Here is a 20501-nt window from a genome sequence, read left to right as displayed (position 1 = left end):
AGAAAACGCTTGCGCTTGCTTGAGTTAACAAAAAATTGCATGGCATGATAAAAAGTGGACCAAATGGTCAAATTTCACATTAAATCAACAAAAAACAACAACAATAAATAATTTAATGGCAATTACATCAAATAAATTACGAAAAAGACAAAACAAAGACAGTTAATATAAAAAATAACTTAAAAATCAATTAATTACCTGAATAAATAACAAAATAAAAACATCGAAAAACCATAAAAAACAACAAGTTAATATAACATTTTAAGACTTAAAATCATAAAATGAAGATATAAGCTATTTTTATTTAAGACAGGCGCATACGATTGGACCACAACCAGCCTCACTACAGCGTAAAAAAGATAACCTATTGAGATAAAAGAGATAAAACAACATCACCTTAAGAATGAATGTGACCCACATCACAAAATCTTACCTCCCGGCAGGCCATCATAGCTTTCGTTCGCTTTATCACATTCTTTTAATTCAATAACTTAAGGAAAAAACATGTCTACTGAAGGCAATATTATTATCGATGGCGGTTTTGAAGAGGGGTTTGATGGCTGGGTACTGTCATCGCAGTCATCCATATTTGTCGAAGATGGCGCAACAGGAAATAACCACTTTTGTCGAATCGAGCCCACTAATACCATTACGCAATACTTTACCATTGAGCCCGAAACCACCTATCGACTGACTCTCGCCGTCAGAGGCGAGGCGAAGGGAAACGTCACTATTTCTCAGACTTATCCAGTCCATACCTCTTTTATCTCTGACATTAATACTAACTTAAATGCGGAATGGCACAGGGAAGAGTATGTCTTCACAACCAGCGCTGATACTGGTCGTACCGCGTTCAGGATTTCCGTTCCGTGGAACAGCGCCAACACCCCAATGGATATCGATCTTATCAGCCTGGTCGAGGTGCCTTTTGAATACAGTAAACCGCTGTGGGTGAATATGACTAACGTCAGTTCAAGCAGTAACTTTTTCCAGTTGAACGTCATGACCCGTACTGATGCGCCTGAGGGGCAAATTAACCGCATTTATTGTAATGGCAATTACGTCGCGCAGATGGATGCCATTGGCCCGGATGACTTTAACCAAACCGGCGGCTATTCCAGCTTTGCTGCCGGCGATGTATTCCAGTTCCGCGCCTATAACAGCCTTACCGGAAAAGAGTATTTACTCTGTGAAACCACCTATGAACAGCTTACTGCGAGCGGTGTTTTCAATATTGAATAACCCTCCACGCTTATTTACCAGTAAACATTTTATTAATTCTATTTAAAAGAAATATCTCGTGGCTGGGATTAACAATATTATTATTGATGGTTCCTTTGAGGATGGTTTAACAGAACAGTGGCAAATTGGCTCACTGGTTGAGCTACAAAAAACAAAAGGGCAATAATATATTGCCCTTTGTAATCAATTCATCTTGATTACCATAACCACATCACGAAGGTATTTAGTCCTTATAATACATCCAGGCCCAGCACATCCCGCATGTCAAATAGCCCATTTTTCTTCGTTTTTAGCCATAATGCCGCTCGCAATGCGCCATTTGCAAAAGTCATGCGGCTGGAAGCTTTATGCGTAATCTCTACGCGTTCGCCAATATCGGCAAACATCGCGGTATGTTCGCCGACGATATCACCCGCCCGAACGGTTGCAAAGCCAATCGTTCCCGGCACGCGCTCGCCGGTATGCCCTTCCCGGCTGTATACCGCACAGTCTTTCAGATCTTTATTCAGCGCATGGGCAATCGCCTCTCCCATCGCCAGCGCGGTTCCTGACGGCGCATCAACTTTGTGACGATGATGCGCTTCGATAATCTCAATATCGCTATAGTCGCCCATCACTTTCGCCGCTTTTTCTAGCAGTTTAAGCATCACATTGACGCCAACGCTAAAGTTAGCCGCAAAAACAATGGCGATCTCCTGCGCGGCGTCGCGGATAGCCTGTTTACCGGCTTCATCAAAACCGGTGGTGCCGATCACCATCGCTTTACCATGTTTACGGCAGAATGCCAGATGCGCCAGCGTGCCTTCAGGACGGGTAAAATCGACCAGAACATCGAAATCATCTTTGATGGACGCCAGATCGCTTTGAATGATGACGCCCGTTTTCCCCACGCCCGCCAGTTCGCCCGCATCGCTACCCAGCAATGAAGACCCTTCACGTTCCAGCGCGGCGCCTGGCTGAATACCCTCCATGTGCAACGCGGCCTGAATTAACTGACGGCCCATGCGTCCTCCCGCGCCGACAATCGCGACGCGGATCTGTGCTTCATGCATAGTTATTCTCTTACGTTAAAATGATGTAAACCGTTTTCAGATTAACCAGCCTCTGACGAAGCCGCCATCTAAAATCGCCGATAATTAGAAATTAATGATAAACAGGGAGCGATATCAGTAAAAGACATGACGTTACGGAATAAGTAACGTCATCGGGGTATAAGCGCAGAGATCATGGCGCTAACGCCAGCGTGTCTGCGGTCCACTGTTGGAATCCGGCAACATCAATGCCCAGCGCCACCTGAACGTTTGCCGGTCTTCCCAGCCGCCCCTCAATATCAACGACCGTCGTGCCTGCGGTATATTCCCCCTGCGTTTCCACCGCCACAAAGCAGGGTTTAAGGGTAAATAATTCCGGGCGCGCCAGCCAGGCGATCGCGCAGAGATCGTGCATCCGGACGCCAGTGCGCATACTACCGCTGCGATAATGGTTGAACAGGCCGTGCAACATCTTACCGGTACGATTAAGCGCGGGCAGTTTATTCAGAAAATCTGGCGAGAGCATTGCCTGATTCGTGACGTCCAGCCCACACATCACAATCTCAATGCCGCTACGAAATACGTGGGCGGCGGCTTCCGGATCGACAGCAATGTTAAATTCAGCATTAGGCGTAAAATTGCCGCGCCCTGCGGAACCGCCCATCAATACCAGGCGGCGAATGTTAAACGCGCACTCCGGATAGTGCATCAGTAGCAACGCAATATTGGTCAATGGCCCAATCGCTACCAATGTCATGGGCTCCGGGGCGTTCATCAGCACATCCCGGATAGCGATAAACGCAGGCTTCGCCAACGGTTGGCGCTGATGGTCGACAAAATCATAGCCTTCCATGCCGGATTCGCCGTGGACGTACGCCGCATCACGTAACGGACGCAGCAGCGGCGTAGCAGCCCCCTGGGCAAGTGGAATATCGCTGTTCCAGAAATGCAGAAGCTGCAACGCATTACGGGTCGTTTTTTCAACCGAGACATTACCTGCGACGGTAGTTATCAGTTGCAGATCAAGCTGGGGGGCGAACAGCGCGGCGGTAATCGCAGCCGCGTCATCAATGCCCGGATCGGTATCAAGTAGGATTGGCAAACGCATATCTGCTCCATAAAAAATGCCAGACAGAGTATCTGGCATCTTCGCATAACCGGAGCATGAAAAATTTACTCTACCTCACGAACCTCCACACGCAGCTCTTTCGGCACTTCGAAAACAATATTTTCTTCGCGCCCCTCAAGCGTGACAGTCTCGCCGCCGCCAAACTCCCGCAGGCGCGCAATAACATTCTGCACCAGAATATCCGGCGCGGAAGCGCCAGCGGTGACGCCGACGCAGGCGGCCTCTTTCACCCACGTTTCCTGGATATCCGCCGCATCGTCGATAAGAAACGCGGTTCTTCCCATCCGTTGGGCCAGTTCCGCCAGCCGGTTAGAGTTAGAAGAGTTTTTCGAGCCGACCACCAGCACCACGTCAGCCTGCTCCGCCAGCGCCCGCACAGCTTCCTGACGATTAGTAGTGGCATAGCAAATATCGTCTTTGCGCGGGCCGACGATTTTCGGAAAGCGTTTACGCAGCGCATCAATCACATCGGACGTATCGTCCACGGAAAGCGTGGTTTGCGTCATGAAGGAGAGTTTGCCTTCATTTTTAACATTCAGCGTCCAGACGTCCTCTGGCGACTCGACCAGGTACATCCCCCCTTCCGGGTTGCTGTACTGTCCCATCGTCCCTTCCACTTCCGGGTGTCCGGCGTGACCGATCAGAATAGATTCTTCACCACGGCGGCTGGCGCGGGCCACTTCCATATGGACTTTCGTCACCAACGGGCAGGTGGCGTCAAAAACGGTAAGATCGCGGCTTTTCGCCTCGTTACGCACCGCCTGGGAAACCCCATGAGCGGAGAAGATCAGAATGGCGCCATCCGGCACTTCGCTAATTTGTTCTATAAAGATCGCCCCGCGCTTGCGCAGGCTGTCCACTACATAGCGGTTATGTACTACTTCGTGCCGAACGTAAATTGGCGCGCCGTAAATGGCGAGCGCATTTTCAACAATGCTGATAGCGCGGTCTACCCCGGCGCAAAAACCGCGTGGGTTGGCCAACAGGATCTGCATGTTTATGCCTCCAGTGCCGGATCGATTTCCAGCACTTCAATATCAAAGTGAACGGTACGCCCGGCCAGCGGATGGTTAAAATCAACGGTAATCGAGTCGCCGTTAATTTCGCGAATCACGCCAGGCATTTCGCTGCCGTCCATTGCGGTAAAAAGCATAATCGCCCCGACTTCCGGTTCGCCTGCCGCCATAAACTCACGGCGCGAGAAATACTGGATCAAGTCCGGACTGGGGACGCCAAACGCGGCGTCAGGCTCCAGCGAAAACACTTTCTTTTCCCCCTCTTTCAACCCCAGAAGCTGCTGCTCCAGACCTTCGGAAAGCGAAGTATCGCCAAGACGGAACAGGGCTGGCTTGCCGTTGTTGCGGGTTGACTCTGCGGTGGAGCCATCATCCAGTTTCAGGGTGAAGTGAACGAGGATCGCGCTGTTGCTCTGTACGGATTTAGACATGCAAATTGCTCACGTGTTTTGCCCGGAGGCACAAAGAACGATAAAACCGTAGGCCGGATAAGCCGTTTTCACCGCCATCCGGCACAACGTTTGGCTGATGGCGCTGCGCTTATCAGGCCTACAAAACGCCACCCGGTATTTACGCTTATGCCTGTTCTTTCGCTGTCGGCTTCGGCAAAAAGCCTTCCAGTACAATCAGCGCCGCGCCGAGACAGATCGCGCTATCGGCAAGGTTGAACGTCGCGAAATGCCAGTCGCCGACGTAAAAATCGATCATATCGACAACGAAACCGTGCCACAGACGATCGAACAAATTACCCAGCGCGCCGCCAATAATGAGCGCATAAGCGATGTTATTCAGCTTCTGCGTCGCTTTCGAGCGATACATCATCACCAAAAGAATTACGCAGATACCTATCGCAATCCCGGCAAAGAACCAGCGCTGCCAGCCGCCGCTATCCGCCAGGAAGCTAAAAGCCGCGCCGTAGTTACGCGCATAATGCAGATTAAGCGACGGGAACAGCCCTACCGTATCCCCCAGAGCGAAATTCTGGAGGATCAGGTACTTGCTGCCCAAATCGATAATCAGCACGACTACCACCAGCCATAGCCAGCGCAGTCCTGTTGAACAGAGTGGTTTACTCATCAGGCAAATTTACGTTGTTCGCCATTACCGGCGATGTTGCTGACACAGCGTCCGCAGATATCTGCGTGTTCCGCCACCTTGCCGACATCAGTAGTGTAATGCCAGCAGCGCGGACACTTATCACCCTCGGCACGCGTTACCACTGCCTGAACTGTCGTATTACCAGCATTGTACTGAATATTTTCATCATCAATACCCCCCGCTTGCTCAGAAATTACGAACTGGGAAGTAATGAAGATAAATCTGATCTCTTCACCCAACAGTTTCAGCTTCTTGATCGTACCGTTAGCATCGTCAACATATTTCAGCGTTACTTTTGCTTCCAGATTCGATTTGATGCCATTGGCTTTCTGATTTTCCAGCTCTTTGTTGACCTGGTCCTTGATATAACGGACATCATCCCAGAATGCGTCATTAAATTCTTCATTCTCTTCCAGGCCAAACAACCCGTCGTACCATTCGCCGGTGAAGACATATTTTTCACGCTCGCCCGGCAGGTAGCCCCAGATTTCATCAGCCGTGAAGGACATGATCGGCGCCATCCAACGGACCAGCGCCTCCGCGATGTGATACAGCGCGGTCTGGCAGCTACGACGCGCGATGCTATCGGCCTTCGCGGTGTACTGGCGATCTTTAATGATGTCGAGGTAGAACGAGCCCATTTCAACGGAGCAGAAACGCATCAGGCGCTGTACCACTTCATGGAAGTCGTAAGCTTCGTATGCCTTCAGAATCTCTTCCTGCGCCGTTTTCGCGCAACCCACCGCCCAGCGATCCAGCACAACCATCTCTTCCGGTTTGACCATATCGGTGGCCGGATTGAAGCCATTGAGGTTCGCCAGCAGGAAGCGCGCGGTATTACGGATACGACGATAGCTATCGGCGGCGCGTTTGAGGATCTCGTCAGAGACCGCCATTTCGCCGGTATAGTCAGTAGACGCCACCCACAGACGCAGGATATCCGCGCCCAGTTTATTCATCACATCCTGTGGCGACACGGTGTTACCGATGGACTTGGACATCTTGCGCCCCTGACCATCGACGGTGAAGCCGTGAGTCAGTACCTGGCGGTATGGCGCTTTGCCTTTCATCGCCACGCTAATCATCAGGGAGGACATAAACCAGCCGCGATGCTGGTCAGACCCTTCCAGATACATATCGGCAGCGTGACCGGCGAATTCCGGACGTGCGTCAACCACGGAGTAACTGGTGGAACCGGAATCAAACCAAACGTCCAGCGTATCCGGAACTTTCTCGTATTGATCAGCATCTTCGCCGAGGATCTCTTTCGGGTCGAGATCCCACCACGCCTGGATACCGTCAACTTCGACGCGTTTCGCCACCTCTTCCATCGCCGCCAGAGTACGCTCAATCGGCAATAGCTCCTGCGTTTCTTTATGCACGAACAGCGACATCGGTACGCCCCAGGTACGCTGACGTGAGATACACCAGTCAGGACGGTTAGCGACCATTGATTCAATACGCGCCTGACCCCAGTCCGGGATCCACTGAACGCCTTTGATCTCTTTCAGGGACTGTTGACGGAGCCCTTCTTTATCCATGCTGACGAACCACTGCGGGGTCGCGCGGAAAATGATCGGCGTTTTGTGACGCCAGCAGCACGGATAGCTATGCTGCATTTTTTCGACATGCAGTAGCGCGCCTTTTTCTTTCAGCAGTTCAATAACGATATCGTTCGCTTTGAAGACGTTAACGCCGTCAAGCGTTGGATATGTGCCTGGCAGATAAGCGCCGTCCGGCCCAACCGGGTTAGCGGTTTCCAGGCCATATTTTTGACCGATCACGTAGTCATCCGGGCCGTGACCAGGCGCGGTATGTACCGCGCCGGTACCCGCGTCAAGGGTGACGTGATCGCCGAGGATCGCTGGCACGTCAAAGCCCATAAACGGATGGGTAAAGCGCAGCAATTCCAGCTCAGCGCCCTTCACTGTGCCAAGAAGGGTGTAGTCCGCCGCGCCGATACGTTGCATCACGCTCTCTACCAGATCTTTCGCCAGGATCAGCGCCTGTCCGTCAACCTGCACCAGATCATAGTCAAACTCCGGCGCAAGGGAGATGGCGCGGTTAGCCGGCAGCGTCCACGGCGTGGTCGTCCAGATAACCAACGAGATCGGGCCGCTCACGCCAGGCAGACCAAACTTCGCTTTCACCGCATCCTGATCGACGGCGCGGAACGCCACGTCGATAGAGGGCGACGTTTTGTCGTAATATTCAACTTCCGCTTCCGCCAGCGCAGAACGGCAGTCAACGCACCAGTGCACCGGCTTAGCGCCTTTGTGCAGATGACCGTTGCGGATGATTTTGCCCAGCGCGCGGATGATGTTGGCTTCGGTTTTGAAGTCCATCGTCAGATAGGGATGCGACCAGTCGCCCAGCACGCCCAGACGAATAAAGTCTTTACGCTGACCGTCAACCTGAGTGGCGGCATATTCGCGGCACTTGGCGCGGAATTCAGCGGCGGTGAATTTCTCGCCCGGCTTACCGTACTCCTGTTCGACTTTCAACTCGATAGGCAGACCGTGACAGTCCCAGCCCGGCACGTAAGGCGAGTCAAATCCCGACAGTCCTTTGGACTTCACGATAATGTCTTTCAGAATCTTGTTAACTGAGTGACCAATATGAATGCTGCCATTCGCATATGGAGGGCCATCATGCAGAATGAAGGTTTTTTTGCCTTTTTTGGCTGCACGAATGATGCCGTACAGGTCATCATCGGTCCAACGCGCCAGCATTCCCGGTTCACGCTTAGCGAGGTCGCCGCGCATCGGGAACCCTGTTTCCGGCAAATTCAGGGTCGATTTATAGTCACTCATCAGATTCTCGGTTCCGTATTTCGGTTTGATAAACACCGTCAGGGTTATACCTGCCCGGCTAGCCCAAAAAACTTGCGGGCCGTTAACTCATCGCGTGCGATTTGCGCTTTTAGCTCATCAAGCGACGCAAATCGCTGCTCATTACGTATCTTTTTACGCAGTATTACATCTATATGGCGACCATAGAGGTCCATTACAACGTCCAGCAGATGCACTTCCAGTTGTTGACGCACGCCAGCCACCGTTGGACGAGTGCCAATGTTCGCCACGCCGGGTAACGGCTTATCGCCAAGCCCGGTGACTTCCACCGCATAGACCCCTTTTACCGGGGAGACCTGACGGCGCAGCGGTAAGTTCGCCGTCGGGAAGCCAATGGTACGTCCCAGCTCGTCACCATGAACGACACGCCCGGAAATAGTAAAGGGATGTCCCAGCAGGCTTTCGGCAAGCGCCAGGTTATCTTCCGCCAACGCCTGTCTCACTGCAGTGCTACTGATACGCACGCCACCTTCACAAAAGGTTTGGGTGCTGGAAACCGCAAAACCATACTCCGCCCCCGCCTTCTGTAATAACAAGAAATCGCCCGCGCGGCTAGCACCAAAGCGGAAATCATCGCCGACGGCAAGAAATTGCACGCCAAGTCGCTCCACCAGAAGTTCGCTGATAAACGTTTGTGCCGTCAACGCGGCAAAGCGACGATCGAATTTCACGCACAGCACATAGTCCACGCCGCACTGCGCGAGGTAATGCAGTTTTTCACGCAGGCGCGTCAGGCGGGCGGGCGCTTTATCCGTCGCGAACAGCTCCAGCGGTTGCGGTTCGAAAATCATGACCACCACCGGCAGACCGAGTCTGCGTCCTTCTTCCTGCAGACCCTGCAGTAGAGCGCGATGCCCCCGATGTACGCCGTCGAAATTACCAATGGTCAGCACACACCCATGCGGGGCCTGACTGAGATTATGTATGCCGCGTATCAGCTTCATGTCTGACTCAAAACAGTGAAAATCGCAAGAGTATACCTTGTACAGCGGTCAAGGTTAACCGGCGATTGCCCTGATGAAACATAAAGAAGATGCTTTTCATCGCCATGCGGCAAACTCCGCTCCAAAACCCGCCGCTTAATGTAATTTTTATCATGGAAAAGCTGTATTCACAGGCGCCAAGCTGGTAGAATCCTGCGCCATCACTACGTAACGAGCGTCGCCACATTAACGGCGCTTATTTGCACAAATCCATTGACAAAAGAAGGCTAAAAGGGCATATTCCTCGGCCTTTGAATTGTCCATATAGAACACATTTGGGAGTTGGACCTTGGCTAATATCAAATCAGCTAAGAAGCGCGCCGTTCAGTCTGAAAAGGCTCGTAAGCACAACGCAAGCCGTCGCTCTATGATGCGTACTTTCATCAAGAAAGTATACGCAGCTATCGAAGCTGGCGACAAAGCTGCTGCACTGAAAGCATTTAACGAAATGCAACCGATCGTGGACCGTCAGGCTGCTAAGGGTCTGATCCACAAAAACAAAGCTGCACGTCATAAGGCTAACCTGACTGCACAGATCAACAAGCTGGCTTAATCGCCCGTTCGTTGACGCTTTGTGAAAAAACCCGCGAAAGCGGGTTTTTTTATACCTGCCGGATGGCAGCGTAATAAATAAGCTATTTGCTTATCGGCGTAAACAACGCAGAGTAATCCGCATTACAAATACGCTGTACCGCCGGATGCTGAATCATTCTTTCGGCAAAAATCGCATGATATTCTTCCATGACATTCTCGACGCGCCCAATCTCTATTACCGACTCATCGGCATAAAAATCCAGCGAATAAAGGCTCGGTGCCACAAAAATCGCATTGTGTGTCGCACCAAACGCCTTCATTAAGGCCGCGTCATCAAATTCGCCGAGAATCTCAACCTGCAACCCCTGCGAATTAAACCAGTTCAACAACTTACGCCCCAGCATCGAGCGACGTCCCGGCACCAGCAACCGTCGCTCTTCCAGGCAGGGAACGCTTTTTCGGGAAGCGGATTCGTGCACCAGAAACTGACGCTACATTCGCCGATTTTGACTGAGAATAGCCCCTCCTGCTGCGTGGAATCTATCGGGCAGTCGGAGATAATCATATCCAGCTTGTGCTGGCTAAGCTGTTCGAGCAACATTTCGTGCGTGGACTCGAAGCAACGTAGATGTATGGGTTCGTCCACCACCACCGCCGCATCCAGAACGCTACTGACCAGACGTTTGGATAAAGCATCGGCGACGCCAACATCGAACAACAAGTTTGATTCTTTACGGTAGTTGACGATATCCAGCATCTCCTGGCTTAGCGTAAACATTTTATCCGCATAGCGAAAAACCAGCTCGCCCAGTTCGCTGGGTTCAAGACCGCGCCCCTTACGTTTGAATAGCTTACCCTGTAAACGCTCTTCCAGTGCTTTGATTTGGCCGGTGATGGTTTACGGCGTCAGAAAAAGCGCCTCTGCGGCGCCCACGACAGAACCTTCTTTATAAACATGCCAGAAGTAATAAAGATGGTTGTAGTTAATATGAGACATGCTCATTTCTCTCCCTGATCAATGTCGTAAGGGAGCGATACATCGCTCCCCTTTCCTTCGTACTGGTTATGCCGGCGCATTCAAACGCGCACGCAACCAGCTATATCCCACGACTGCGGAGAGCAATGAGCCAATCAAAATGCCCAATTTCGCCCAGTTAATAAGCTCCGGATCGACGTTGCCAAATGCCAGGCTGGCGATAAAGATGGACATCGTAAAGCCAATCCCGCACAAAATGCCAACCGCCATGATTTGCTGATAAGTGGTCCCCTGCGGCAGATGCGCCAGCTTGAAACGCAGCGCCAGCCAGCAAAACAGGCTAATCCCCAGCGGCTTCCCAATCAGCAGACCGGCGATAATTCCCAGCGGCAGCATTGAGGTCAGGCCATCAATCGTGACGCCCTGAAGAGAAACGCCGGCATTCGCAAAGGCGAACAGCGGCAGGATCAGGTACGCAACCCACGGGTGCAGGACATGCTCCAGCCGCTTCGCCGGCGAACGACCATGTTTTTCTTTCAGCGGAATAAAGAAGCCGACAATAACGCCTGCCAGCGTCGCGTGAACGCCGGACTTCAGTACCGCCGTCCACAGCACTGCCCCGACCAGAATATATACTCCTGTCCGTCTGACGCCACACAGGTTCAACAGCGCCAGCACGGCAATCGCGAACGCCGCCACGCCCAGCGAGACGATAGAAAGCTCGCTGGTATAAAACAGCGCAATAATAATGATAGCGCCGAGATCATCGATAATCGCCAGCGCCATCAGGAAAATTTTCAGCGCCAGCGGAACCCGACTGCCTAACAGCGCCAGCACGCCCAGCGCAAAGGCGATATCCGTCGCGGCAGGGATAGCCCAACCCTCGCGAGTGACAGGATCGGAGTAGTTAAAAGCCAGGTAGAGCAATGCCGGTACAATCATCCCACCGATGGCGGCAATCACCGGGAAGGCGGCCTGGCGCAGGCTGGCTAACGAGCCTTGCATCAGTTCGCGCTTAACTTCCAGACCAACCAACAGGAAAAACACGGCCATCAACGCATCGTTGATCCACAACAGCATGTTTTTGTTGATCTCTAGCGCCCCAACCCGTAATTGAACCGGCGTCTCCAGAAAATGATGATACCATCCACTGGTTGCGCCCATATTGGCCATCAGCATAGCCAGCGCAGCGGCGATGATGAGAATGATGCCTCCAGAGGCATCGCTGCTAAAAAATCGGTGCAGATGTTTCACTTTTTATTCTCTCTATCAGGTGAATTCTTCGAATCCACTATGTTACCCCGCCTGACTCATCGTTAAAATTAGATTATATATGATGAATAGCTCGTTTTTTACGAAATAAGGTCCGATTTGCACCGAACCTTTTTAGTGTAGTCAGTCATTGACGATAGAAAGCTACGCGTACAGATCCATTTTATACACCCGGAAGCGGGTAATATCGTAGCGATAGTCTTCCCCGTTCGTTGCCGCGTTTTTGTAGTAACCTGACGTCATGGTCGCTTCAAAAAGCACGGTTTTCTCCGTAGGCGCAATCTCCTGTAAAATTAGCAGCCCCATCGCCTCACTGCCCGCCTGCGGATCGATAATGGTCGGTTTAACCATGACCTGACAACTTTTCCCAGACATCATTACCTTCCCTGAAATAAAAGAACCTGCTCCGGCACAGAGTGACCGGAGCAGGTGGGCATCGCCCTAAGTGGCATACTTAATTTTTTATAATTATTTCATTAGCCCCAGGTGACAGGCGTTGGCTTATCGCCACGGGCTTTCATCAGCGAATCGTTATCAATATCCTGTTTATACTTCAGGAACTTACCGTAAAGCTGTTTCTCAATCTGCGGCTGTTTACCAATTTGATTGAGCGTCTCGAAACGATCGGTTTTCAGGTTATAGAGATATTTGGGTTTATTCTGGCGATCGATGATCATCTTCCAGTCGCCATCGCGGATCGCCCACTCATCCGTCGGATCGTCCTGGAACGGCATATCGATACCGAAGATCAGCGGTTTCTGGCGTTTTAAAGTCTTGCCCTTCAGTAGCGGAACTAAAGACTGACCGTCGTAGGTACGATCGGTCGGGAGTGTAAAGTCCATCATGTTGGCCAGCGTCGGCAACCAGTCAAGACCATATACCGGCGTGTCCGTTACCATTCCCTGTGGAATATGCTTACCGTATTTGATGATTGCCGGTACGCGAATGCCGCCTTCCCACAGGTTGTCTTTACGTCCGCGCAGACCGTCGGTTTCCCCGGCCAGGTTCAGCTCGTACACCTTACGCGCTTCACGCGTGACAGGACCGTTGTCGCTGGTGAAGATGACGATGGTGTTATCTTCCTCGCCCATCGCCTTGATTTTATCCAGCACTTTACCGACCTGCTCATCCATGTAGCTGATGTTCGCGTAGTATTCGCCGGTGCCGCGCCACGGTTTATCCGCCCAGTCGCCGTAGAACAGATCCGGATGCTGTTTCTGGTAGTCGGACATGTACTGCGAGTACATATCAAGGTATTTTTTCGGCGACGCCAGCGGGCTGTGGACTTCGGTAAAGGCGACATATAAGAAGAACGGATTATCGTCTTTCTTATTATCCAGCCAGTTCACCACTTCAGAACTCACAAACTCGCCGCTCATCGTATCCGCGCGGCCAATATGCTGGCCGTTGCGTATCCACCCTGTAGGATGCACCACGCCATAACGCGGACGTTCTTTCGCGTTGTCCAGGGTGGAGTCGGTGACAAAGCCCGCCGGGTTATACAGCGAATAATCAAAGCCCATGTCTTTCGGCTGCGGCTGATCGGTGCGATCGCCGCCCGCGTTCAGGTGTAATTTCCCCATCATCGCCGTGTCGTAGCCCTGCTGTTTCAGCAGATTGGCGATGGTCAGCTCATTACGCCCCAGCGCAACATCTTTGCCTTCCGGTATCCAGGAACGGATTCCGGTACGGAACGGCATACGGCCAGTTAACAGGCCCGCGCGGGAAGGAGAACACAGAGGCGCTGGCGCATAATAGTCGGTAAACTTCACCCCCTCCTGCGCCAATTTATCTATGTTAGGTGTTTTAACGATGCGGTGCCCGTAGGTGGCGAGATCGCCATACCCTAAATCATCCGCCAGAATAATGACTAAATTAGGGCGCTTTGCGGTTGCCGCTTGCGCGGTGGATAATACGCTTCCAGCGCATAGCGCCAACCCTATCATACTGGCAACGACTGTTCTTTTCATTTCAACTCCTTTGAGTTATCGCACGGTCTGATTACGATATATTTGCCGATAGACCCGGCTGCGGAATACAGCCTAAATGAATTGCACTATTACATTCGATTTGTCTTATATTTCTTTAATCAACATCGTTTTATCGCAGGAAATTATTCATATGCATTATAATATTAATGCCATAAATATATTTCGTGCTAAAGAAAACACGCCTGAAGCAGGCTATAAAAAATGGATCGCGAACGAGTGATGCAGATCTCAAATATAGCTCATGTGTCAGAACCGCTGTTGTGATGTCAATATATGTTGCTGTTTCAACGATAACATCCTCATTCACTGGCAGTAAGTTGTCTTTGCGAGAAATTATTCCCATTCGAGGTTTCATTAATTTCTCGTTATCGGGTGTGAATTTTACAACAGAAACATAAATTACAAATAAAATAGCTACCACATAACAAACAACATTATCTAACACCAATAATTAATGAATATATATTGCTGATATTTTTCAGACATCTATCACCTACGTATAAAAAGACACTCCTTAGAATTCGCTTTTTTACACAACATTTCACTGTGTTTTTACCTCATGGAGTTGAGCATGAAAAATAAGAAATATATTAATAGTCTACTCGCCGCATGTGTTCTTTTCTCTTGCTTTAATGGCCAGGCAACAGAGCTTAAACGCGTATACGGCAAAATTAGCCTGGGGTACGGCGACTGACTTTAACAGTTATGTCCTCGGCTGGGCCGCAGCAGATAACTTCAATATGTTTAATGAAAAGTTTGTCATTGTGAACTGGAACGACGTTGAAATGGTTCGCAACTTTCTTCGTTCTTGAAATAGCCCGACGTCACCGTCGCTTCAAACAATGCCTCTTTCGTCTCTTTATTGATTTCTTGTAATACCAGTCAGCCTAATGCCTGTTGTCCTTCATCCGGATCGACAAGATCGCTGGAGCCCGGTTGCGCGGTAATGGTATCGATTTTCTGGTTAATCGACTCATGCGATGCGGGCAGGTTAACCATTGATGGGTTTTTCTTATCCATACATTTCTCCTGATTATTTCAGATACAGACAACGTACTGCCACAACATCCCAGCAAGTTGCTTGCCAAATAACCCAACCTCAGCAAGAGAAACCGTTTAATAATTTAAAATAAAACGTCCATAAAATAAAACCCAGACTAAAACTATTAGGATTTATTTCCCTGGCACTAATATAAAAGCATAACAGTTATGTAAAATTAATGCATTATAACTAATAGCCTATACCTTTTTCACGATTGACATAAGCCTTACGGCATAATTCAAATTATTTTACATCAACAATAAATCAATCAAAATACACCAACCTACCGATAAAAATTAACACTACTATCACTTTATTTTTAGAATAGCTAAACATGAAATTTTAGCCTTTCTAAAAAACCATCATCTTTGTGACCTGATACAATTTTTTTTCGCAAAAAGACGTCAGTGCAGCCTCACCAGTTGATCCATTAAAATTAATATGCATACTATTATCGCACCCCAAATTAAACTCAAAAAAAAATAATATCATGACTATTTATTTAATTAACAACACGCATACATACAATGATATAACAAATGAGCTAAAAAACATAAAAACGGGAAAGATGATAAAAATTGCCGCGATGCGTGTAAAGTGTCTGGAGTATATGCTAAACCACGCTCAACAAGAGATTATTTATAAACGCCAACTCACCAACGCACTTTGGGGAGAAAGAGGTCAATTTATCAGCGACGCCAACCTGACTCAAATTTTGTATCTATTACGCCGCGACCTTAAAGGTTTTGGCCTGAGCCAATTTTTTTCTACCGTACCACGAACCGGGATTAAAGTAGATGCTGAAATCATTATCAGTAATGAAAAACCCAAAAAAACCTCTTCTTTAAGAAGAGCACAGTATAAGTATATGGTATTATTTTTCGCCTCACTAAGCATGATTACAATGATTATTTTCTTAATGCAATAATTTAATTCCAAATCTATAAATGGCATAAGGATATGCTATCTTTAACCAAAATATCAGGTTCCTTTTCTGGCTTAATCAGAGAGATGGACTGAAAGGTTGATATCAGATTCTTAGCATTTTTATAACTCATACTGTTTGTGGCCAGATAGGCATAAACAGGCAATGCGCGAAAAGTCATTTCATCAGGCATGCGCATTATTTTTATATTATAACGTCTCACATCTCTAAAATAAGCGGCAATCTTTCTTGGCAAAATCGCAACCATATCACCTTTTTCAACGACACCCATAATTCCAAATAATGAATCACTATGATAACCTATTTTCCTGCGCCCCGTATAAGGCGTACTGACCTTGAACAAGTCAATAGTGTCAGCGGTGAAAGAAGAGAACATATCTGAATGGTAGACAGCATGTCTGGCGGCATAAAAATTATATAAAGAGATTTGTTCAAGTCCAACCAGTGGGCTCTTTTCACCACAAACGCAAACAAAATCAGATAAGTTATCAATAAGATAACTTTCGATCATCGCATTCTTAATTTCCAGGATTCCCATAACCACATCCGCATATCCATGCGTCAGCATAGATGCAGGCGTGTACTCCCCTGTTTTTTTAATCGCATAATGTTTAATAACATGTCGATTAAGCAGCATGGTATCCATGCAATGCCGGAAAATAATAGTTTTCGGTTATATCACTGCCCAGAACGGTAAGTTCATTACTCTCCTGAACGTAGGTTTTATCGTAAAACGTATTCTCTATAGATTCAATTGCCTGGCGGAATACCTGATGGAGTGATTTACCTTTGCTGGAAGGGACTAAGCCTTGCCTGGTTCGGATAAATAACTCTTCGCCATAAAGACGTTGTAAGCGAAGAAGAGCCTGAGAGATAGCCGCAGGTGTGACGTCCAGCTTCCTTGCAGCCCTGGTTGCATTGCCTTCAGTGATAACCATATCGAATACTTTGATCAGATTGTAGTCAATTTTTTTTAGCATTTTTTATTGGCCGCATATAGCTTATCCTGGCTGGCATACTCTGGCACTATCACTTTAGGCGCAGATTAACCTCGCGCCACATTTATTTCAATAAAATAAATCGCTTATCTTATCTGTTTGCTAATAAATTATAATTTTATTTACATAGTTTCATGCCTGAGTGAAGCAAAAACATATAGAACCATATTATAAAAACATCAAAAATATCTAACACACTTTATAAAAAAACAAAAAAGCATGATGTTATCTTATTTAATCACAAATGATTCTCTTATTCCTTTGAGATTCTCTACGCTTATCCGTGCTGATGTACGGAGTACTTTACTGCCAGTGAACACACCGACAGTGTGAAATTTTACCTTATGAATATCAAAATGGAGTGAATTCATGAGACAATACACTATCAATGACGAATTCATTTATAATGAAACGTTAAGAGAAATAATATCATTGCGTGATAAAAAGGTACTAAAAGTCACGCTCATGCGGGCCCGCTGTTTAAGCTATCTTTTTGAAAATGCCTACAGGAAACTGATCACGCGGGAAATGATTTCACAGGCGGTTTGGGGAGAGAGAAGCCAGTTTGTTAGCGATGCCAATCTGACGCAACTTCTTTATCTACTGCGACGAGATCTACAGCAAATCGGGCTTTTCGAGCTGTTCGTCACCCTCCCCAGACAGGGGATAAAAATTGATGAAAGATTTATCATAAACTCTGCTGACATGCCGCCACAATCCATTGAATATCATACTCATCGATATAGTAAAATTATATCCATGGGTATACCTGCTCTTTTTCTATTGATCGTACTATATTTTTTGGCGCCGTTTATTTAAATAGCAAGGCAACAGACCATGTCCCGATAAGTAGGGAATTATTTTACGTAATATCTTCCCATTATACTGACGGGACACCGCCTGCTGTCTGTTAATAAAAAATAACGACTACTCAGTCGTAGACAATGCGTAGCACTGTTAATTGCTTATCTTCATCCAAATAATCTTGTTTTACCATTGCATGAGGAGACGATATCGGCGTGGCTATATTCTCGACGAGAATATAGCGTTCACCCCCCTCTTTATTATGGCATTGAATTTCTAAGGTTCCCACGTCATTCCAGCAGCCAGCCTCGACTACCGAACCCATAAAATGAATCTGAGCGGTTGGTTTCGCTTTCCCTGCATGAACGATAAAGGAAAGTAAAATCACCGGTATTACGCAACGCATAGTCTTCATTTTACTTTCACTCCTGTGCGCTCTCCTCTGAGCGAATATCACCCCTTCGCTTTCTGAATCGCCGTTTGCAACATATCCTGAGTCGTGCTTCCCGGGATCACGGCAACCCGTTTTATGTCACCATCTTGCGTCTGGGGCATGACGACAAAAGCAGGCGTCCCGTTAAAATCCATATGCTGCGCCAGCGCCTGGTTAGTGAGTAGCGCATCATGTACCGCGCCGCGGCTTTGCACTTCTTTTACGACCGCCAACTGCGTCGGCGTCAGATAATGTTGCGCCAGGGTATAGACATCGTGTTCCGTTAACGCACCTTCAACCTTCCCCGTGGCATAAAGCGCATTATGCCAGACGAGGTATTTTTCTCCCCCCTGTGTAAGCCATACCTGTTCGCCGACTCTTGCCGCCAGTCCGGATACCGGCCAGCGGGAGGAAAAAATAGGAAACTCTTTGAAAATAAACCGAGTATCCGGATTCGCCTTAATCAGATTTTCAACCACAGGCGCCATTTTGCTGCACCACGAGCACTGGTAATCAAAAAACATCACCACTGCCGCTTTTGCATCGGCGGGTCCAACGGAAGGAGTGTTACTGCTTAGCAGCTCAGCACGATACTGTAATGCCAGTTGAACATAAGCCTGTTGTTGCGCAATCTGCTGACGCTGATGCAACGTCTCGCTGGCGGCGACCAAAAATTCAGGATGTTCGGCCAGATACGTCGCCACCACTTCCCCCACTTTATCCGGATGGCTGACGATGTAGGCTTCCGCCGCCGGACCAATTTGCGACGTCGGGACAGAATCGGCGGCGATTGCCGCGCCGGATACCGCAACGCTTGCCAGCGTCAATATCGCCAGCCGGGAACGTTTTAACGCGTGATAATACATAATAAAAGTCTCGTTCGATAAGATCGGAAAGCCTCCCGCTATCGGGAGACGCCTGTAAAAATAGGGTATTGCACACGCGTCAGATCCACGGTTTGCGGCGGCATCACCCGCCCATAGTCATTAATACTTTGCCAGCGCACAGTGCAGCGAACCGTGTGCTGGCACCATTCCGTTTGACGCGTTGCAAAAGGCGCAACCACCCCGGCGTTATTCTGGGCGCGTCCATTGGCGCGCAGCAAAAAGAGCGTAACGTAATAGGGCGTCGGATTACGCACCGTCGCCCCATCGGGGGTAAGGTTCCAGACCAGATGCCGGTAAGCCTGCTGCGGCTCGCCAGCAAGTCCATCAGGGCGATAGAGCAGTTTTAAGGCTGAACGAAACGCCATTTGCACACGGTTCGCTTCCGGTTTACCGGAGGGAATAGCGGCGATACTTAAGGTAAACAGGCTTTCCCTGTCCGCTGGCAGCGGTTCACCGGTATAAACCACCCGCAGCGTGTTTTCCTGGCGCGCTGAAAGCATAAATAATGGCGGCGTGACCACGAATGGCGTGGAATTCCCTGCGCTTTTCGCCCCTGGCCATCGGTCGCCAGGTAAAAGATGCGTATCAATTAGCCAGAACGCGTCTGAATGGTTACTTACCGGTACGCTTAATGCCGGGGCGCCCGCATGATAGATAAAACGAGTACCGCCAATAACTACGCCGGCCTGCGCCCATGATATGGGAAGTAAGCACCAACACATCACGTAGCGTAAAAAGAACTTATTCATACGCAAGGATAAAAGTCGCGGAAGCATTGGCGTCACCGGGCGTCACTGTACTGTCATCGGCAAGATAACGCGCGTAAAATTGCAGATGCGCCGACGCCTGCCCCGGGCTGAGCGTTACCACATCACTCTCCTGCCCCAGTGGAATTAAGGTTTTATTCTGGTCATAAAGCGCGATCCCAATGCCTGAAGCGTCGCTTTTCCCCGCTGTAAGCGCCAATAAATCCGTATTACGACTGTCCGCCGTACCGCTAAAACTGACCGTTACGCCACTGGCAGTGCTGCCGCAGTTCTGTAAATCGATAGCAAAAGGTTGCCAGGCGGAACCGTCACCCGCGCGATAAAATTGGCGTTGAGAAACCGCGCCCATCGCCACGTTAATATTTTCTGAGCCTGGAGAGAGGGAACAGGTATTGTCCGTGATGGTTCCGGAGACATAGACCCGTCCATCGTGCGCCAGGACGCCGGATACCGCCAGCAGCATCCCGATGCCGCACAGGATATCGCTACGCATAATTACG

General features: G+C 49.1%; 18 protein-coding genes and 5 pseudogenes. 5 read left to right on the top strand and 18 right to left on the bottom strand.

The genetic code is table 11. The annotated features are described in order from the left end of the window. Positions 1 to 504: 504 nt before the first annotated feature. On the top strand, positions 505 to 1242 hold the full coding sequence (locus tag ACE15A_RS04375; RefSeq protein WP_023245659.1) for a hypothetical protein: 738 nt from the start codon (positions 505 to 507) through the stop codon (positions 1240 to 1242). Positions 1243 to 1472: 230 nt separating this feature from the next. Here ACE15A_RS04375 and dapB read toward each other — a convergent pair whose 3' ends face one another. From dapB to ACE15A_RS04335, 8 genes are all read right to left on the bottom strand, one after another. Next, a complete protein-coding gene (gene dapB, locus ACE15A_RS04370; RefSeq protein WP_053509918.1) occupies positions 1473 to 2294 on the bottom strand; it encodes a 4-hydroxy-tetrahydrodipicolinate reductase in 822 nt (273 codons plus the stop codon). A gap of 172 nt (positions 2295 to 2466) precedes the next feature. Beyond that, entirely contained in the window at positions 2467 to 3381 is a 915-nt protein-coding gene (rihC, locus tag ACE15A_RS04365; protein ID WP_023179857.1) for a ribonucleoside hydrolase RihC, read from the bottom strand. Positions 3382 to 3446: 65 nt separating this feature from the next. Next, complete coding sequence (gene ispH / locus ACE15A_RS04360; RefSeq protein WP_023245655.1) at positions 3447 to 4397, bottom strand: 4-hydroxy-3-methylbut-2-enyl diphosphate reductase; 951 nt, start codon at positions 4395 to 4397, stop codon at positions 3447 to 3449. A gap of 2 nt (positions 4398 to 4399) precedes the next feature. Then, complete coding sequence (gene fkpB / locus ACE15A_RS04355) at positions 4400 to 4849, bottom strand: FKBP-type peptidyl-prolyl cis-trans isomerase (RefSeq protein ID WP_053509915.1); 450 nt, start codon at positions 4847 to 4849, stop codon at positions 4400 to 4402. A gap of 145 nt (positions 4850 to 4994) precedes the next feature. Further along, positions 4995 to 5495 carry a signal peptidase II gene (gene lspA, locus ACE15A_RS04350; protein ID WP_000042737.1) on the bottom strand — a complete coding sequence of 167 codons (501 nt, stop codon included), beginning with the start codon at positions 5493 to 5495 and terminating at the stop codon, positions 4995 to 4997. Further along, positions 5495 to 8329: an isoleucine--tRNA ligase gene (gene ileS, locus ACE15A_RS04345; RefSeq protein WP_053509923.1), complete on the bottom strand. Its 2835-nt coding sequence runs from the start codon at positions 8327 to 8329 to the stop codon at positions 5495 to 5497. The genes lspA and ileS overlap by 1 nt, the downstream gene beginning before the upstream one ends. 44 nt (positions 8330 to 8373) lie before the next feature. Further along, a complete protein-coding gene (ribF, locus tag ACE15A_RS04340) occupies positions 8374 to 9312 on the bottom strand; it encodes a bifunctional riboflavin kinase/FAD synthetase (RefSeq protein ID WP_053509913.1) in 939 nt (312 codons plus the stop codon). Between the two features lie 7 nt (positions 9313 to 9319). Continuing rightward, on the bottom strand, positions 9320 to 9538 hold the full coding sequence (locus ACE15A_RS04335; protein WP_023245651.1) for a DUF2575 family protein: 219 nt from the start codon (positions 9536 to 9538) through the stop codon (positions 9320 to 9322). Between the two features lie 102 nt (positions 9539 to 9640). Here ACE15A_RS04335 and rpsT point away from each other — a divergent pair, with 102 nt between their 5' ends. Further along, positions 9641 to 9904, top strand: a complete 264-nt coding sequence (gene rpsT / locus ACE15A_RS04330) for a 30S ribosomal protein S20 (RefSeq protein WP_001518655.1) — start codon at positions 9641 to 9643, stop codon at positions 9902 to 9904. Positions 9905 to 9986: 82 nt separating this feature from the next. Here the strand turns inward: rpsT and nhaR are convergent. The 4 genes and pseudogenes from nhaR to ACE15A_RS04310 all read right to left on the bottom strand — a co-directional run bounded on the left by nhaR (position 9987) and on the right by ACE15A_RS04310 (position 14103). Next, positions 9987 to 10888, bottom strand: a pseudogene (gene nhaR / locus ACE15A_RS04325) (transcriptional activator NhaR). Positions 10889 to 10948: 60 nt separating this feature from the next. Beyond that, positions 10949 to 12115, bottom strand: a complete 1167-nt coding sequence (gene nhaA / locus ACE15A_RS04320; RefSeq protein WP_053509911.1) for a Na+/H+ antiporter NhaA — start codon at positions 12113 to 12115, stop codon at positions 10949 to 10951. Between the two features lie 162 nt (positions 12116 to 12277). Further along, positions 12278 to 12469: pseudogene (locus ACE15A_RS04315) on the bottom strand (arylsulfatase); the annotation flags it as partial. Between the two features lie 140 nt (positions 12470 to 12609). After that, positions 12610 to 14103, bottom strand: a complete 1494-nt coding sequence (locus ACE15A_RS04310) for a sulfatase (RefSeq protein ID WP_053509908.1) — start codon at positions 14101 to 14103, stop codon at positions 12610 to 12612. A gap of 592 nt (positions 14104 to 14695) precedes the next feature. Here ACE15A_RS04310 and ACE15A_RS04305 point away from each other — a divergent pair. Continuing rightward, positions 14696 to 14815, top strand: a pseudogene (locus ACE15A_RS04305) (hypothetical protein); the annotation flags it as partial. 104 nt (positions 14816 to 14919) lie between these two features. Here ACE15A_RS04305 and ACE15A_RS04300 read toward each other — a convergent pair. Then, positions 14920 to 15075 (bottom strand): annotated as a pseudogene (locus tag ACE15A_RS04300) (hypothetical protein); the annotation flags it as partial. A gap of 581 nt (positions 15076 to 15656) precedes the next feature. On the opposite strand from ACE15A_RS04300, the gene ACE15A_RS04295 reads away from it, so the two are divergent. Beyond that, positions 15657 to 16094 (top strand): transcriptional regulator, encoded by a 438-nt coding sequence (locus ACE15A_RS04295; protein ID WP_023245644.1) that lies wholly within the window; start codon positions 15657 to 15659, stop codon positions 16092 to 16094. A gap of 13 nt (positions 16095 to 16107) precedes the next feature. Here ACE15A_RS04295 and ACE15A_RS04290 read toward each other — a convergent pair. Continuing rightward, positions 16108 to 17108, bottom strand: a pseudogene (locus tag ACE15A_RS04290) (LysR family transcriptional regulator). A 371-nt stretch (positions 17109 to 17479) separates the two neighbouring features. Here ACE15A_RS04290 and ACE15A_RS04285 point away from each other — a divergent pair. Beyond that, entirely contained in the window at positions 17480 to 17929 is a 450-nt protein-coding gene (locus ACE15A_RS04285) for a transcriptional regulator (protein WP_023245642.1), read from the top strand. A 112-nt stretch (positions 17930 to 18041) separates the two neighbouring features. Here ACE15A_RS04285 and ACE15A_RS04280 read toward each other — a convergent pair whose 3' ends face one another. Genes ACE15A_RS04280 through ACE15A_RS04265 form a run of 4 tightly spaced genes read right to left on the bottom strand, consistent with a single transcriptional unit; the run spans position 18042 to position 20494 of the window. Then, positions 18042 to 18329 carry a hypothetical protein gene (locus ACE15A_RS04280; RefSeq protein WP_053509906.1) on the bottom strand — a complete coding sequence of 96 codons (288 nt, stop codon included), beginning with the start codon at positions 18327 to 18329 and terminating at the stop codon, positions 18042 to 18044. Between the two features lie 38 nt (positions 18330 to 18367). After that, the gene (locus ACE15A_RS04275) at positions 18368 to 19213 is read right to left on the bottom strand and encodes a DsbA family protein (RefSeq protein WP_053509904.1); all 846 of its coding nucleotides are present in this window, start codon (positions 19211 to 19213) and stop codon (positions 18368 to 18370) included. A 38-nt stretch (positions 19214 to 19251) separates the two neighbouring features. Next, a complete protein-coding gene (locus ACE15A_RS04270; RefSeq protein ID WP_077944442.1) occupies positions 19252 to 20010 on the bottom strand; it encodes a pili/flagellar-assembly chaperone in 759 nt (252 codons plus the stop codon). Continuing rightward, the gene (locus tag ACE15A_RS04265; protein WP_023245638.1) at positions 19976 to 20494 is read right to left on the bottom strand and encodes a fimbrial protein BcfF; all 519 of its coding nucleotides are present in this window, start codon (positions 20492 to 20494) and stop codon (positions 19976 to 19978) included. The genes ACE15A_RS04270 and ACE15A_RS04265 overlap by 35 nt, the downstream gene beginning before the upstream one ends. Positions 20495 to 20501 lie beyond the last annotated feature (7 nt).

Origin of the sequence: Salmonella sp. HY31 (assembly GCF_042604575.1) — a bacterium.
Taxonomy (GTDB): Bacteria; Pseudomonadota; Gammaproteobacteria; order Enterobacterales; family Enterobacteriaceae; genus Salmonella; species Salmonella diarizonae.
The sequence above is the reverse complement of the archived record's forward strand: the minus strand, read 5'-3'. Positions and strand labels throughout refer to the sequence as shown.